General features: G+C 66.8%; 18 protein-coding genes. 11 read left to right on the top strand and 7 right to left on the bottom strand.

What is annotated here, in order from left to right:
* Positions 1–29: 29 nt before the first annotated feature.
* Positions 30–344, bottom strand: a complete 315-nt coding sequence (locus WT24_RS34260; RefSeq protein ID WP_156441777.1) for a hypothetical protein — start codon at positions 342–344, stop codon at positions 30–32.
* Between the two features lie 119 nt (positions 345–463).
* Between WT24_RS34260 and WT24_RS09180 the strand changes: the two genes are divergently transcribed.
* Both WT24_RS09180 and WT24_RS09175 read left to right on the top strand, forming a co-directional pair.
* Entirely contained in the window at positions 464–817 is a 354-nt protein-coding gene (locus tag WT24_RS09180) for a DOPA 4,5-dioxygenase family protein (protein WP_060032882.1), read from the top strand.
* Between the two features lie 154 nt (positions 818–971).
* A complete protein-coding gene (locus tag WT24_RS09175) occupies positions 972–1406 on the top strand; it encodes a nuclear transport factor 2 family protein (RefSeq protein WP_060032879.1) in 435 nt (144 codons plus the stop codon).
* 45 nt (positions 1407–1451) lie between these two features.
* Here WT24_RS09175 and WT24_RS09170 read toward each other — a convergent pair whose 3' ends face one another.
* The 3 genes from WT24_RS09170 to WT24_RS09160 form a co-directional block, all read right to left on the bottom strand.
* Entirely contained in the window at positions 1452–2072 is a 621-nt protein-coding gene (locus tag WT24_RS09170) for a hemolysin III family protein (protein WP_059499534.1), read from the bottom strand.
* A 208-nt stretch (positions 2073–2280) separates the two neighbouring features.
* The gene (locus tag WT24_RS09165) at positions 2281–2487 is read right to left on the bottom strand and encodes a YbdD/YjiX family protein (protein ID WP_011881067.1); all 207 of its coding nucleotides are present in this window, start codon (positions 2485–2487) and stop codon (positions 2281–2283) included.
* A gap of 12 nt (positions 2488–2499) precedes the next feature.
* Positions 2500–4578 carry a carbon starvation CstA family protein gene (locus WT24_RS09160; RefSeq protein ID WP_060032875.1) on the bottom strand — a complete coding sequence of 693 codons (2079 nt, stop codon included), beginning with the start codon at positions 4576–4578 and terminating at the stop codon, positions 2500–2502.
* 412 nt (positions 4579–4990) lie between these two features.
* Between WT24_RS09160 and WT24_RS34255 the strand changes: the two genes are divergently transcribed.
* The 9 genes from WT24_RS34255 (at position 4991) to WT24_RS09115 (ending at position 12234) form a co-directional block, all read left to right on the top strand.
* Positions 4991–5722 carry a lysozyme inhibitor LprI family protein gene (locus tag WT24_RS34255; RefSeq protein WP_156440257.1) on the top strand — a complete coding sequence of 244 codons (732 nt, stop codon included), beginning with the start codon at positions 4991–4993 and terminating at the stop codon, positions 5720–5722.
* A 275-nt stretch (positions 5723–5997) separates the two neighbouring features.
* A complete protein-coding gene (gene dapF, locus WT24_RS09150) occupies positions 5998–6807 on the top strand; it encodes a diaminopimelate epimerase (protein WP_060032869.1) in 810 nt (269 codons plus the stop codon).
* On the top strand, positions 6804–7691 hold the full coding sequence (locus tag WT24_RS09145; RefSeq protein WP_060032865.1) for an RNA polymerase sigma-70 factor: 888 nt from the start codon (positions 6804–6806) through the stop codon (positions 7689–7691). Before dapF ends, WT24_RS09145 begins: the two co-directional genes overlap by 4 nt.
* Positions 7692–7876: 185 nt before the next feature.
* On the top strand, positions 7877–8356 hold the full coding sequence (locus WT24_RS09140; protein ID WP_059499538.1) for a carboxymuconolactone decarboxylase family protein: 480 nt from the start codon (positions 7877–7879) through the stop codon (positions 8354–8356).
* Positions 8357–8419: 63 nt separating this feature from the next.
* Positions 8420–8824, top strand: a complete 405-nt coding sequence (locus WT24_RS09135; protein ID WP_059499539.1) for a cupin domain-containing protein — start codon at positions 8420–8422, stop codon at positions 8822–8824.
* 110 nt (positions 8825–8934) lie between these two features.
* Positions 8935–9939 carry a LysR family transcriptional regulator gene (locus WT24_RS09130; protein ID WP_060032863.1) on the top strand — a complete coding sequence of 335 codons (1005 nt, stop codon included), beginning with the start codon at positions 8935–8937 and terminating at the stop codon, positions 9937–9939.
* A 205-nt stretch (positions 9940–10144) separates the two neighbouring features.
* A complete protein-coding gene (locus WT24_RS09125) occupies positions 10145–10900 on the top strand; it encodes an SDR family oxidoreductase (RefSeq protein ID WP_060032860.1) in 756 nt (251 codons plus the stop codon).
* 25 nt (positions 10901–10925) lie between these two features.
* Positions 10926–11441 (top strand): Ohr family peroxiredoxin, encoded by a 516-nt coding sequence (locus WT24_RS09120; RefSeq protein ID WP_060032857.1) that lies wholly within the window; start codon positions 10926–10928, stop codon positions 11439–11441.
* Positions 11442–11481: 40 nt separating this feature from the next.
* Entirely contained in the window at positions 11482–12234 is a 753-nt protein-coding gene (locus WT24_RS09115) for an SDR family NAD(P)-dependent oxidoreductase (protein ID WP_060032854.1), read from the top strand.
* A 56-nt stretch (positions 12235–12290) separates the two neighbouring features.
* Here the strand turns inward: WT24_RS09115 and WT24_RS09110 are convergent, their stop codons facing one another.
* The 3 genes from WT24_RS09110 to WT24_RS09100 form a co-directional block, all read right to left on the bottom strand.
* Positions 12291–12719 carry a PRC-barrel domain-containing protein gene (locus WT24_RS09110; RefSeq protein WP_059499544.1) on the bottom strand — a complete coding sequence of 143 codons (429 nt, stop codon included), beginning with the start codon at positions 12717–12719 and terminating at the stop codon, positions 12291–12293.
* 467 nt (positions 12720–13186) lie between these two features.
* Entirely contained in the window at positions 13187–14317 is a 1131-nt protein-coding gene (locus tag WT24_RS09105; RefSeq protein ID WP_059792733.1) for a 3-deoxy-7-phosphoheptulonate synthase, read from the bottom strand.
* A gap of 252 nt (positions 14318–14569) precedes the next feature.
* Complete coding sequence (locus WT24_RS09100) at positions 14570–15277, bottom strand: YceH family protein (RefSeq protein WP_060032851.1); 708 nt, start codon at positions 15275–15277, stop codon at positions 14570–14572.
* Positions 15278–15527: the final 250 nt, after the last annotated feature.

Here is a 15527-nt window from a genome sequence, read left to right as displayed (position 1 = left end):
CGCATCGATCCATCATCGATGCGTTGAAATCATCGTATGTCGGGGCGCATGTCGCTTGAATAGCCGAATCCGAAATTGTTATTTTCAGCCGCGCATTCGGCGTACGAACGGCGCCGCTCGCGAATCCCGTCGAAATGGAATTTCTTTATTTCATTCAACGATCTGATCGGATTTTTATCGGCGATTCGACGGGTGCTCATTCCGCTCTTTCGATTTCGGAAATGACGTGTTGCCTGTGCGATTCCGGTCGCTGTGCCCGCCCACAAGGCGTCGGCGTGATATCGCGCATGCGGATACTGCCGAGACGACCTCATCGGATCAGCCGATTCTTCGATATAGGACAAATCATCTGCATCGGCTTGCCGGATTGAGACACGACGCAATCGGCGAGGACGCGCGATAATCACGCATCGGCCGTTTCGCACGGCATCTCTGGCATTCCCCTTTTTAATCGAGTCTCTCCATGGCCGCCTTCGACACTACCGCCATCGACAGCTGGCACGCGCACGTCTATTTCGATGCGGCGAGCCGCGACGCGGCTTGGGCATTTCGCCAGGTCGTCGACGCGCGGTTCGGCACGACCATCGAACTCGGGCGCTTTCACGAACGCCTCGTCGGCCCGCATCCGGCCTGGTCGTACCAGATCGCGTTCGGCGCCGCGCGATTCGACGACATCGTGCCGTGGCTCGTGCTGAATCACGGCGCGCTCGACATCTTCCTGCATCCGAATACCGGCGACGATCTGCGCGACCATCGCGATTGCGCGGTGTGGATCGGCAAGTCGCATGAGCTGAACCTCGGCGCGCTGGGCGGCTGAGGGCCTCCGGACCGAGAGGTCTGCGGAGCGAGGGGCTCGCAGGCCGCACGATCGTGTCCGGCACATGCAGCATCCACGTTTCGGCCCACGCTGAAACGTCCGGCGGCAGGGCGTCGATACAGTGGTTCCGTTATCCACGCTTGCCGCCATCGCCATGACCCTCGCAGACCATACCGATGCGCACCGCATTCATCAGAACTGGCACGCCGCCGTCGTCGCACACGATCTCGACGCGTTGATGTCGCTCTACGCGGACGACGCGATACTCGAAACACCGCTGATCGTCGTCGCGCTGCCCGGCCACGGCTCCGGCATGCTGCACGGCAAGCCGGCGATCGGCGAATTCTTCGCGGCCGGCCTGCGTAATCTGGGAAACCGGCTCGGACGCTGGTACCGCACCGGCGTGTTCTTTTCGAACGGACGGCAACTGACGTGGGAATATCCGCGCGAAACGCCGGAAGGCGATCAGGTCGATCTCGTCGAGGTGATGGATCTGCGCGACGGGCTGATCGCTCATCATCGCGTCTACTGGGGATGGGTCGGGTTCAACGTGCTGCGCGGCGCAGCATCGACGGCCGAGCGCGCATGACCGCCATCGCGCCGAAGCGCTCGTCCATGCGGCACGGCGCGCCGCTCACGCGACATACATTGCGACACTGACGAACTGGCACAGGCTGCCGGCCAGCACGAACAGATGCCAGATGCCGTGCCCGTGGCGAATGCGTTCGTCGTTGATGAAGAAGTAGATCCCCGCGCTGTAGATCACGCCGCCAGCCACGAGCCATGCGGTGCCGATCGGGGGCAGCGCATGGATCAGCGGCCGCACGGCGACGAGCGCGAGCCAGCCCATCAGCACGTACAGGATCATCGACAGCAGGCGCGTGCGGCGCCCGAGCGTGAGTTCCTGCACGATGCCGAACACGGCGAGCCCCCAGCTCACGCCGAACAGCGACCAGCCCCACGGGCCGCGCAGCGTGACCAGCGTAAACGGCGTGTAGCTGCCGGCGATCAGCAGGTAGATCGCCGAATGATCGCATTTCTGCAAGATCGCCTTCAGGCGCGGGTTGCGCACGCTGTGATACGCCGTCGAGATCGCGTAGAGCAGGATCAGCATCGCGCCGTACACGCTGAAACTCACCACCTTGTACGGATCGCCTTCGAGCGCGCCCATCGTCACGAGCGCGACGAGACCTGCCACCGACAGCACCGCGCCGACGAGATGGGAAATGCTGTTGAAACGCTCACCGACATGCACGACGTGTTCTCCTGCGGTCCATCGGGAAAAGAAAGAGCCCTCATGATACTGGCGGCTGGATGCCGCCGCGCTGCGGCCGGGCAAACGGCGCGCGGGCGCCGTGCGATGCGCGCCGCCGGCCCGCCAAAGAAAAAGCGCCGCGATAGCCATCGCGGCGCTTTCCGTTTCGATACCGAACCGATTCGTCAGTGCATTGCAACGGCCCGGTTCAGCAACACTTCCCTGCTCCCGACCCGTACCGCGCATTCTGACGCTCGCGGAAGAATTCCTCGTACGTCATCGGCTCGCGGTCCGGGTGGGTGTCGCGCATGTGCGCGACGTAGGTATCGTAGTCGGGCAGGCCGACCATCAGCCGCAACGCCTGCCCGAGGTAACGCCCCGCACTGCGCAGGTCGCTGCCGAGATCGGTGAACATCGCGGCCTCCCATCAACGTCCGCTGCCGAGCGCCTGCGCGGCCGGCATCGCTTCGTACGGCGTCTCGCGCACGGTCGGCTTCGACTCGCGGCGCGCGCGCAGCACGGCGATCAGCCCGTACACCGCGATGCTGAGCACGACGAAGATGAACAGCCCGGCCAGCGCCGCATCGATGTAGTCGTTGAAGATGATGCGCTTCATCTGCGCGATCGACTTCGCCGGCGCGAGCACCTTGCCTTCGTCCACCGCGGCCTGCAGCTTCGCGGCGTGCGCGAGGAAGCTGACCTTCGGGTTCGCGTCGAAAATCTTCTGCCAGCCGGCCGTCAGCGTGCAGATCAGCAGCCACACGGTCGGCACGATCGTCACCCACGCATAGCGCTCGCGCTTCATCTTGAACAGCACGACGGTGCCGAGCACCAGCGCGATCGCGGCGAGCATCTGGTTCGAGATGCCGAACAGCGGCCACAGCGTGTTGATGCCGCCGAGCGGATCGACCACGCCCTGGTACAGGAAGTAGCCCCACGCGGCCACGCACAGCGCGGTGGCGACGAGGTTCGCGGGCAACGACTCGGTGCGCTTGAGCGCCGGGTGGAACGTGCCGAGCAGATCCTGCAGCATGAAGCGGCCCGCGCGCGTGCCCGCATCGACGGCCGTCAGGATGAACAGCGCCTCGAACAGGATCGCGAAGTGATACCAGAACGCCATCATCGCCTCGCCGCCGATCACCTGGTGCAGGATGTGCGCCATGCCGACGGCCAGCGTCGGCGCGCCGCCCGCGCGCGCGATGATCGTCGTTTCGCCGACGGCCTTCGCGGTCTGCGTGAGCATGTCGGGCGTCAGCACGAAGCCCCATTGCGTGACGGTGTTCGCGACGGCTTCCGGCGTCGAGCCGAGCACGGCGGCCGGTGCGTTCATCGCGAAGTAGATGCCCGGCTCGATCACGCACGCGGCCACCAGCGCCATGATCGCGACGAACGATTCCATCAGCATCGCGCCGTAGCCGATGAAGCGCGCGTTGGTTTCGTTGTCGATCAGCTTCGGCGTCGTGCCCGACGAGATCAGCGCGTGGAAGCCCGATACCGCGCCACACGCGATCGTGATGAACAGGAACGGGAACAGATTGCCCGACCACACCGGGCCCGTGCCGTCGACGAACTTCGTCAGCGCGGGCATCTTCAGTTCCGGTGCGACGACGAGGATGCCGATCGCGAGGCCGAGGATCGTGCCGATCTTCAGGAACGTCGACAGATAGTCGCGCGGCGCGAGCAGCAGCCACACCGGCAGCACCGACGCGACGAAGCCGTAGCCGATCAGGATCCACGTGAGCTGCGTGCCGCTGAACGTGAACCACGCGGCAAGCGCCGGCGAGTCGTGCACGGTCTGGCCGAACGCGATCGACGCCATCAGCAGCACGAAGCCGATGATCGATACTTCGCCGATGCGGCCCGGGCGGATGTAGCGCGTATAGACGCCCATGAACAGCGCGATCGGAATCGTCGCGGCGACGGTGAACGTGCCCCACGGCGAATTGGTCAGCGCCTTCACGACGATCAGCGCGAGCACCGCGAGGATGATCACCATGATCAGGAACGCGCCGAACAGCGCGATCACGCCGGGCACCGTGCCGAGCTCCATCTTGACGAGGTCGCCGAGCGAACGGCCGTCGCGGCGCGTCGAGATGAACAGCACGATGAAGTCCTGCACCGCGCCGGCGAACACGACGCCGGCCAGGATCCACAGCATGCCGGGCGTGTAGCCCATCTGCGCGGCGAGCACGGGGCCGACCAGCGGCCCGGCGCCGGCGATCGCGGCGAAGTGATGGCCGAACAGCACGTACTTGTTGGTCGGCACGTAGTCGAGGCCGTCGTTGTACTTGACCGCCGGCGTCATCCGCAGCCCGTCGAGCTGCATGACCTTGCTGGCGATGAAACGGCTGTAGAAGCGATACGCGATCAGATACACGCAGACTGCGGCGATCACGATCCAGAGGGCACTGACGCGCTCGCCGTGTGCAAGCGCGATCGTGCCGAATGCGAACGCGCCGAGCAGCGCGACCGCGATCCAGAGCAGGGTACTGGAAGCCCGATTCATGGCGTCTCCTGGTCTCCAATGTGTTTTTGAGTGGATGCGGCGAGGGGCCGAACCCGCGTGACGTCGATGCGTCGTGCCGCGGCCTCGCAGAGACCGCGGCGATGGGCCGTAGTATTCCGCGCGACGGGGGCCCCTTACAAGCGGATAACTACGTATGAGGATCTACGTAGAATTACGTAGATGCGCGCGAAGCATTCGGGAAGCGTCGGTTTGCATGGACGCGTGCCTTGCCAGCGACGTTCACAAACGTTCATGTTTTCGTCGAAACGATCAGTCCGTCTCGGCGAATCCCGCGAGGGCGGCGCACGCGCAAGGACCGGTGCCGGGCGCACGATACTTTGAAAGTCCCGCTCACGCGACTTAAGATCGTGGCGCTTGGTGCCGCACTTTTTTCAACCTTCGATCATCGGTCATGCACTTCACTCGACTTGCCGTTACGACGCTCGCCGGTTTCTGTGCTCTTTTCTCTACGAACGCGCTGGCGGAGGGCACGCTGCATCTTGATGTCGAAGCAGCCCATGTGGACGAAAATTCACCGCGCGTGTCGCTGCTTGTGAAGGTCACGGATACTGACGCCAGCAAGGACAACTTCGGTCAGGTTACCGGAACGTCGCTTCCCCCGCCGGGTACTTGCATTGCGCGGTTCGACGGTGACGAACAGCACCGGGTGGGGCCGTGTGCCGCAGTGCACATCCGGGAAAACGGGAACCCTGTCAAGACGGTCAACGTGCGCGTTCTGGATACACACGGCGACCATAACTGGATGGTCTTGACGTGGAATTCCGAATTTGCGGTTCCACGTTCGCAGCGGTCGGTCAAAATGATCGTCGGCGTAGCCAACGGCTGGTATTCCAACAATCCGGAAGAAGCTTTCCCGTTCGGCAATTTCCCGTCATTCGATCCCGCACGTCCCCACGACTGGCTCTATCAACGGGCCGATCGGGCGCTCAACGATACCTACCGCCGCATTCTTTCCCGCTATGCAAAAAACAGCGATGAGGCTCAGGCTCGCGGTTTGCGCCTCTCGGAGCGGGTCTGGGTAGACCACAAGGAGGAGGAGTGTCGCGATGATGGCGAGCCCGAACGTTGCCGCTGGCTGGCGACTGAAGATCGGCTCGATATTCTCGAAGGCGACGACAAGTAGCCAATTCATCGTCACGCCAAGGCTTCCGCACGCGGCATGAGGCAAAACGGCGGGCATCGGATATGCCGGCCGCCAGCGCGAATCGAATGTATCCCGCGTCGCGGAACCGAGCGCGTGTCAAACCGGGTCGTCGATGCAACGACGTGACCGCCAATCGGGCAGCCCGCCGGACGTCGGGCGCATCGAATCTTCCGGCGCCGCGCCGTGCCCGAACGGCATTGATCGCGGCCCGCGCACCCCGTACAGTGTTCACCTGCCTCCATTCCGGAACCGCCATGCCGATCGGATTTCAGAAGATGAACGCGAATGGCGATGACTTCGTCATCGTCGACCTGCGCGGCCGGGAACACGATCCCGCGCAGCGCATTGATCGCGACCTCGTGCGGCGCATGGGCGATCGGCGTCGCGGCATCGGTTTCAACCAGCTCGCGGTGATCTCGGACGGCGACGACGCAGCCGCGCGCGTCGCATTCTGGAATCCCGACGGCTCGGCGCTCGATACCTGCGGCAGCGCGACGCGCGGCGTCGCATGGAAGCTGATGCGGGAAACCGGCGCGGCATCGGTCGTGCTGCGCACGAATCGCGGGCGCCTGCACTGTGCGCAGGAGGCGGACGGGCTGATCGCGGTCGAAATGGGCGCGCCCCGGCTCGGCTGGCAGGACGTGCCGCTCTCGGAAGCCGTCGACACGCTCGCGCTGCCGCTGCCCGGTGCGCCGGCCGCATGCAGCATGGGCAATCCGCACTGCACGTTCTTCGTCGACGACGTCGCCGCGCTCGACATCGAAGCGCTCGGCCCGCCGATCGAAGCCCATCCGCTGTTTCCGCTGAAGACCAACGTCCATTTCGTGCAGATCGTCAGCCGCACGCATATCCGTCTACGCATCTGGGAACGCGGCGGCGGCGTGCCGCTCGGCTCCGGCTCGTGTTCGTGCGGCGCGGTGGTCAACGGGATCCGGCGCGGGCTGCTCGACGACACCGTGCGAGTGACGTGCGACGGCGGCGACGTCACGGTTCGATGGGACGGCGCAGGCAGCGCGTTCCTGAGCGGGCCCGTGACGTTCGGGTTCGACGGAGTGTGGCTGTGACGCCCGACGACGCACGAACTTTCCACGCGCTGCGCCCACGCCTGCAGAAGATCGCGTACCGGATGCTCGGCTCCGTCGCGGACGCCGAGGACATCGTGCAGGACGTATGGCTGCGCTGGCACGACGCGGCGCGCGACAGCATCGAGAACGCCGAGGCATGGCTCGTCGCGGTCACGACGCGGACGTCGATCGATCGCCTGCGCGCGGCGAAGCTCCGGCGCGAGCACTACACGGGTATCTGGCTGCCCGAACCGGAACTCGGCGAATCGCCCGCGACGCCCGAGGAAATGGCGGAGCGCGCGAACGACGTGTCGGTGGCGTACCTGCTGTTGCTCGAACGGCTGACGCCGGAAGCGCGCGCGGCGTTCCTGCTGCATGAAATCTTCGAGTTCGACTACGACCGGATCGCCGAGGCGGTCGGCAAGACCGAAGCCGCGTGCCGGCAGCTCGTCAGCCGGGCCCGGGCGCGGCTGCGCGACGATACCCTGCCGCGGCATGCGGTGCCGCACGAAACGCATCGCCGGCTGCTGCAGACGTTCACGCAGGCGCTCGCGCAAGGCGACTTCCCGTCGATCCAGGCGCTGCTCGCCGAAGATGCGATGCTGATCGGCGACGGCGGCGGTCACGTCCAGAGCTTCCCGAAGCCGATGGTCGGCGGCCGGCGGATCGCTCAACTGTTCTATGCGACGTGGTTGCGCTGCGGCAGCGGTGTCGAGATGCGGCCGGTCGTGCTCAACAGCCAGTGGGCGCTGCTGCGCTTCATCGACGGACGACTCGAAGCGGCGATGTCGTTCGAGACCGACGGTACGCGCATCGGCCGGATTCTCGTGCAACGCAACCCCGACAAGCTCGCCCGAATCGCGGCTGCCTCCGCCGCCGGCTGACGCGTGCATCGCGCGCCGGCCGCGGCCACGGTCGAGCGCGGATTGGTGCAGCGCGCGCAACACGATGCGTCCCCGTGCGTGGCTACCGCGCACCGGCGCACACTCCTAAGATGATTTCGCGCGGCGCCCTGCCGCCCACGACACCCGCGCAGCGCGGGCCAGCCTCTTCGTCGCCAGGAGAAATCATGACGCAGCGTATCAACTACATTCAACAGTCGCCCGAGCTGTTCAGGACATTCCTCGAACTCAGCAACCAGCTGCGCAACAGCGCGATCGAGGAATCGATCCGGGATCTCGTGTCGCTCCGCGCATCCCAGATCAACGGCTGCGCGTTCTGCGTCGACATGCACGTGAAGGAAGCGCGCATCCACGGCGAGCGCGAACTGCGCCTGCACCATCTGGCGACGTGGCGCGAATCGACGCTCTTCTCGCCGCGCGAGCGGGCCGCGCTCGCATGGACCGAAGTGCTGACGAAACTGCCCGAGCACGGCGTGCCGGACGATCTCTACGATCGTGTGCGCGGCCAGCTCTCCGAAAAGGAATTGTCGGACCTGACGTTCGAAGTGATGGCGATCAACGGCTGGAACCGCGCGAACGTCGCGTTCCGGACCGTGCCGGGGTCGTCCGACAAGGCGTTCGGCCTCGACAAGGCGAATCTCGCTTAACGGCCTCCCGCCGCCCTCCTTCGCTGCCGGCCGTCGGCCGGCGGCCCACCGGAAGCCACCACCATGATTCGCATGAAACACGTGATCGCGTCCGCGCTCGTCGTCGCGGGCGCCGCGACCGGCGCCGTTCGCGCGGCGCCCTCGGCCATCGTCACGCCGCTGATGACGAAGCCGCTCGACGCGTACCCGGGCAAGGAAGCGCTGATGATCTCGGTCGAGTACCCGCCCGGCGCGGTCGATCCCGTCCACCGCCACCACGCCGACGCGTTCGTCTATGTGGTCGAGGGTTCGATCGTGATGCAGGTGAAGGGCGGCGAGCCCGTCACGCTGAAGCCGGGCGAGACCTTCTACGAGGGCCGGAACGACTTGCACACGGTCGGACGCAACGCGAGCCGGACCCGGCCCGCGAAGTTCATCGTGCTGCTGTTGAAGGACAAGGGCGCACCCGTGCTCGTGCCGGAAAAATAGCCGGCTCGCACGTCGCCCGCACCCTTTTCGAAAAAATGCGGCGGGCGGTGTCACAGGCGGCAACGCTGAAACGTCTAGTCGCATACGGACACCACGATTCCAGCGCCTCCATGCCCGACACCTCCATTCGCCGCCCCGATGCCGACGATCCGTTCGCGCGCAGTTTCTCGACCTGCTATGCCGGCGTGGTCACCTTTCTGGCCGTCGTCACCGAAGGCAGCTTCGCGCGCGCCGCCGATCGCCTCGGCGTCGGCCGCTCGTCCGTCAGCCGCCACGTGCAACGGCTCGAGGACCGGCTCGACGCACGCCTGTTCCAGCGCACGACCCGCAGCGTGTCGCTGACGCGCGAAGGCGAGCTCTTCTACGAAAACTGCCGGCCCGGCATCGAGCATCTGGCGCAGGCGCTCGAGGACATGCGCGAGCTGCGCAGCGGGCCGCCGAGCGGGCACCTGCGCATCGGCTCGACGCCGGGTTTCGGCCGCAAAGTCGTCGCGCCGCTGCTGCGCGATTTCCATGCGCGGTATCCGGACATCACGCTCGACCTGCTGTTGAACGACCGGCCGGCCGATTTCTCGGCCGACCGCATCGACGTCGCGTTTCGCGACGGCCGCATGGAGGACAGCGCGATCGTCGCGCGCCGGCTGATTCCGATGCAGATGATCGTCTGTGCGTCGCCGTCGTATGCGCACCGGCACGGCTTGCCGCGCCACGTCGACGACCTCGCTCGGCATCGCTGCATCAACCTGTGCACCGCGTCGGGCCGCGTGACGGAATGGGAATTCAGGATCGACGGACTGACGCAACAGCGCCAGATCGCCGCGCATCACACGTTCAACGACATCGATCTCGTCGTGCGCGCGGCGCTCGACGGGCTCGGCATCGCGCAACTGCCTGCGTACCAGGTGTGCGACCTGCTCGCCGACGGCCGGCTGGTGAGCTGTCTCGGCCAGCATGCGCCGGACGACGGCGGCCACTACCTCTGCTACCTGAGCCGCAAGCACCTGCCCACGCGCATCCGCGTATTCATCGACTACATGATCGAACAGACGCGTGCGCGCGACCTGCAGTGCCCGACCACGATGACGACGATGGTGCCGCTGGAGACGGTCGATTGATGCATTCGCAGCAACACGGTGAGGGCTTGCAGGCCTCTACCGGATCACGCGGCGCATGCCTACGATGCGGGCTGTTCGACACGCACGCGAGTACGGCGCTGCGCCGTTCGGCAAGACACCGGCCCGATCGCGCGAGCGCGACGGACGCCGGTTTCGGCAGGTTCAAGCGGCGCGCATGTCGCGCGCCCGTTCAAGGAGAGCAATCGTGAAAATCGTCGTGATTGGCGGTACCGGCCTCATCGGCAGCAAGGTCGTCAGGAACCTCATCGCACGTGGCCACGACGCGGTGGCGGCCGCGCCGTCGACCGGCGTCGATACGATCACGGGTACGGGGCTGGACGACGCGCTCGCCGGCGCGGAAGTCGTCGTCGATCTCGCGAATTCGCCGTCGTTCGAGGAAGCGGCCGTGAAGGCCTTCTTCGAGGCGTCGGGGCGCAACCTGTTCGCCGCGGAGCGCGCGGCCGGCGTACGCCATCACGTCGCGCTGTCGGTGGTCGGCACCGACCGGCTGCAGCAGAGCGCGTATTTCCGCGGCAAGATCATTCAGGAAAACCTGATCCGCGACGCAGGCGTGCCGTACACGATCGTGCGCTCGACGCAGTTCTTCGAATTCGTCGGGGCGATCGCGCAGGCTGGCACGCAAGGCGACACGGTTCGGTTGACCACCGCGCACTTCCAGCCGATCGCATCGGACGACGTCGCGGCCGCCGTGACCGACTTCGCGCTCGACGCGCCGCGCAACGGCATCGCCGAGATCGGCGGCCCCGAGCGCGTGCGGATCGCGGATCTGGTCGAGCGTTTCCTGGCGGCCACGCACGATGCGCGGACGGTGACGCGCGATGCGGAGGCCGACTACTTCGGCGCGCTGCTGCAGGACGACACCCTCGTGCCGGCGCCCGGTGCACGCCTCGGCGCGACGACCTTCGACGCATGGTTCCGGCAGAACGCGCTCGTGCGCTGAACGCCGCAGCCGGATCACGCACGCCATGACGCCGCTGCGCCCGCCGCCGCTGTCGCTGCTCGACCGGTATCGCGGACGGGAACCGCAGACGCTGTACTCGACGACGGTGACCGTCACGGGCGGGGCGGCCGAGCACGGCCGCGCATCGGGCGTCGCCCGTTCCGACGACGGACGCCTGGACATCGAGCTGCGCCTGCCGTCCGCGCTGGGCGGGCCCGGCGACGGCCCGAACCCGGAGCAGTTGTTCGCCGCCAGCTATGCGGCGTGCTTTCACGGCGCGCTGAGCCTGCTGGCTGCACGGGCGGGCGTGTCGATCGCCGGCGCATCGGTATCCGCATCGATCGACTTCTGTCGCGATCCGATGGACGGGCTGTTCATGCTGAACGCGACCATTCGCGTGCAGTTGCCGGGCGTCGAACGCGCGGTGGCAGAAGAACTCGTCCGCAATACGGAGCGTTTCTGTCCGTACACGAAGATGGCGCACGAGGGAATCAGCCACGTCGTGGCGCTCGCGCCAGCGGACGATGCGCCCGAACGCTAAACGGCACGCACATTCAACCCATCGTCTTCACGGGAAAGTCATGCAGTCATTCGACAACAAGGTGGTCCTCATTACCGGCGGCGGTGCCGGCATCGGGCTGGCAGCGGCCGTCGCGTTCGCACGCGAAGGCGCGCGCGTCGTCATCACGGGCCGCCGCGAAGATGCGCTGTCCGCAGCCGCGCGCAGCGCGCCAGGCATCGACTACGTGGTCGCGGATGCCGGTGATCCGGCCGACGCCGCGCGCACGATCGACGAAGCGGTCGCACTGGCGGGGCGGCTCGATGTGCTGGTCAACAATGCGGGCGCGGGTGCAATCCTGCCGCTCGAGCAGGCTACCTTCGAAACGATCAGCGCGATTTTTTCGGTCAATACGCTCGGACCGTCGATGCTCGCGACCGCCGCGTTGCCGCACCTGAAAGCAGCCCGCGGCAGCATCGTCAACGTGTCGAGCACGTTCGGACACAAGGCCGCGGCGCTGTTGTCGCACTATGCAGCGAGCAAGGCCGCGCTCGAGCATCTGACGCGCTGCTGGGCGCTCGAGCTCGCATCGGCGGGTGTACGCGTGAACGCCGTCGCGGCAGGCCCGACGGAAACGGACTTCCTGTCGGAACGGATGAAGCTGTCGGCACCCGAGATCGAAGCGATCAAGGCGCAGGAGCGCACGCGCATTCCGCTTGGCCGGCGCGGCGAGCCCGCGGACGTCGCAAACTGGATCGTGTCGCTTGCGTCGCCACAGGCGGCATGGATGACGGGGCAGGTGATCACGGTCGACGGCGGACTCGACGCAACCTGACCGTCGCGAGGACGCGCGGCACGCGACGTACGACGCGTGCCGCGCGAGATGGCCAATCAGTGCTTTTCGTCGAGCTTCTTCGGCTTCGGCGGCGACGGCACCTTCGCGTACTGGAACGCCGGCGTGGCCTTCAGCGCATCCTTGGTCGCACCGGGCAGATAGATGTTGCCGTTGCGCACGTCGAGCGACGCGATCGGCACCGCGACGTCGTGCGCGGCCACGCCGAGGAAGCCGCCGGCCGACACGATCGCGGCCGACACCGAGCCGTCCGGCGCGACGATCAGGTCGCGGACCTTGCCGACCTTCTGGTTCTCGTCGTTGTACACGGTCTTGCCGAGCACGCTCTTCTTCACGCTCCAGCCTTCGAGCAGCGCCTGCGATTGCTCGACGGTCACGCTGATCGGCTGCGCGCCCGCGATCTGCGCGTGCGCGCCGACGCTCGAGGCGAGGACGGTTGCTGCGAGGAGGGTCTTGTAGAACTTCATATGCGTTGCACTCCGGTTCGGTTGTTGTGGATTCCGGGAACGAAGCGACACGGGTGCAACGGCTGACCGGTGAGCACCCTGCGGATGGCCGCCCCGCGGATGGCCGCCCCGCGGATGGCCGCCCCGCGGATGGCCGCCCCGCGGATGGCCGCCCCGCGCTTCGTCGGTCGCGTGGCGGCCGGCCTCGCCGCCACGGCGTGTGTGCGTGGCGGACCGGCATGGCCGGGCCGCAGCGTGCAACACGTCGTTCATGGTAGCGGCAATCGACGGATCGTGCGTTCGGAGTGCGATGCGGCAGGTGGGGCGACCCGGATCAGGATCAATGACCACGCAGAATGGATGGGCGCGCGGCGCGAAAAAATGACGCCGCGGCCCGTCGATCAGGACAACCTCGCAGATGGCCACCCGATCTTCGCGGCGCGCCGAACGACGCGGTGGCCGGCACGCCGCCGCGCCGCCCCGCTGCGTCACGCATTGCGCGAATACACCCTGCGATGCCGCACCGCCTCCGCCAGCACGTCGAGCACCGGTTCCGTCTGCGTCCAGCTCAGGCACGCATCGGTGATCGACACGCCGTACTGCAACGGCACGCCCGGCTTCAGATCCTGGCGGCCGGCCTCGAGATGGCTCTCCACCATCACGCCGACGATCCGGTGCTCGCCCTGCGACAGTTGCCGCGCGAGATCCTGCGCCACCTCGATCTGCCGCTCGTGCGACTTGTTCGAGTTCGCATGCGAGCAGTCGACCATCACCTGCTCGCGCAAGCCGGCCTTGCGCAGCACCGCGCAGCTCGCTTCGACGTGCGCCGCATCGTAGTTCGGCCCGTTCTTGCCGCCGCGCAGGATCACGTGCGCATCGTCGTTGCCGCGCGTCTCGAAGATCGCGGCCATCCCCATCTTCGTCATCCCCATGAACGCATGGCTCGCGGCTGCGGCGACGATCGCGTCCGACGCGACCTGCACGCCGCCGTCGGTGCCGTTCTTGAAGCCGATCGGGCAGCTCAGCCCCGACGCGAGCTGGCGATGGCTCTGGCTCTCGGTCGTGCGCGCGCCGATCGCGCCCCACGCGATCAGGTCGGCAATGTACTGCGGGCTCAGCAGATCGAGGAATTCGGTCGACGCAGGCAGGCCGAGCGCGTTGATGTCGAGCAGCAGTTGCCGCGCGGCGCGCAGCCCTTCGTTGATGCGGAAGCTGCCGTCGAGACGCGGATCGTTGATGTATCCCTTCCAGCCGACCGTCGTGCGCGGCTTCTCGAAGTAGACACGCATCGTGATCAGCAGGTCGTCCTTCAGCGCGTCGGCGGCAGCCTTCAGGCGGCGCGCGTAATCAAGCGCCTGGTCGTGATCGTGGATCGAGCACGGGCCGACGACGAGCAGCAGCCGGTCGTCGCGACCGTGCAGGATATCGCCGATCGCGCGGCGCGTATCCTCGACGAGCGTCTGCGTGGCGGCCGGCACCGGCAGTTCGTCGAGCAACAGCGCCGGGGAAATCAGCGGACGCACGGCACCGATGCGGACGTCGTCGATGCGCGTGGTGTCCTGCGTCGCGTCGGCGCTGCCTACCTCGCGATCGTGGGAAGGATTGTCGAGGTTCTGCATGGCGATTCTCCGGGGACGTCTATCTGGAATGATGGGCAGGCTCGATTATGGCACCCGGGAGAGGCGGCAGCCGACACGCCGGCCGAAGACGGGCCGCATGGCATCGTCCACGACCTGTCGGAGCAGTTCGCACGGAACAGGGGCGGCGCGTCAACGCGGACCTCGGCTCCGCGCCCGAGATGGCCGCCGACGGCATCAAGCTGAAGTAACGCGGCGGTGCGCGAGCCCCGCCATCACTGCATCGGAACGCGATCAGCCCGCGTCGCCCTGCGCGCCGACGTCGATGCCCAGTTCGCCAGCCATCCGCTGCACCAGCGCATTCAGCCGCGCCACTTCGTCCGCGAGGCGTTTCTGTTCGGCCTTCAGCGCTTCGAATTCGGAAGGCGGCACCGCATCCGCGCCGCCGGCATCCGCGCTCGCGAAATCGGCCACGTTCACCGCGCCGCACATCAGATGCATCCAGCGGTTCTCGCGTGCGCCCGGTGCACGCGGCAGCCGGACGACGAGGGGTTGCGCGCGCGCCGCGAGCTCGTCGAGGAACGCCTCGACCGACGAGATATCCGCGAAGCCGTGCAGGCGCGCGCTGTTCAGGCGCAACTCGGCGGCCGTCTGCGGGCCGCGCAGCAACAGGATCGTCAACAGCGCGATCGCCTGGCTCGGGATGCCGAGCACGCGGTTCATGTTGTGCTCGAAACGCGGCACGCGGCTGCTGCTGCCCTCCATCACGAGGCTCAAGTGCTTCAGCCCGTCGAGCGCGGTCGTGACTTCGTCCTCGCTGACGTTCATCACCGGCGAGCGCGCGGTTTTCTGGTTGCAGCCCGCGGTCAGCGCGTTCAGCGACAGCGGATAGGTATCCGGCACGGTGTGCTGTTTCTCGACGAGCACGCCGAGAATGCGGGCCTCGAGAGGCGTGAGTTCGCGAAGAGCGCGGGGCGTGGGCGTATCCGGCGTGGTGTTCATGAGTGGCGTCGCAGCGTGCAGCAGGTGAAGGGAAACAGTCGCTGCCCGTCCGGCATCGCGCACGGGCGAGCCATATGATAGCTCGCGACGCACGGCCCGGCGCCACTCGCCGCACCGGCGCGCGCACGTGCCGCAGCGGGCTTTCGTCGGACGTAGCGGCGCGCCCGATAGCGGGCGACGCAACGCGGCGATGCATGTGCACAGCACCGCAGATTCATCCTTCGCGCACGCCCGGGCGTTTGCGCGACGC

The sequence above is a fragment of the Burkholderia sp. MSMB1078WGS genome, assembly GCF_001528895.1.
Classification (GTDB): domain Bacteria; phylum Pseudomonadota; class Gammaproteobacteria; order Burkholderiales; family Burkholderiaceae; genus Burkholderia.
This window is presented reverse-complemented; position numbering and strand designations above follow the sequence as displayed.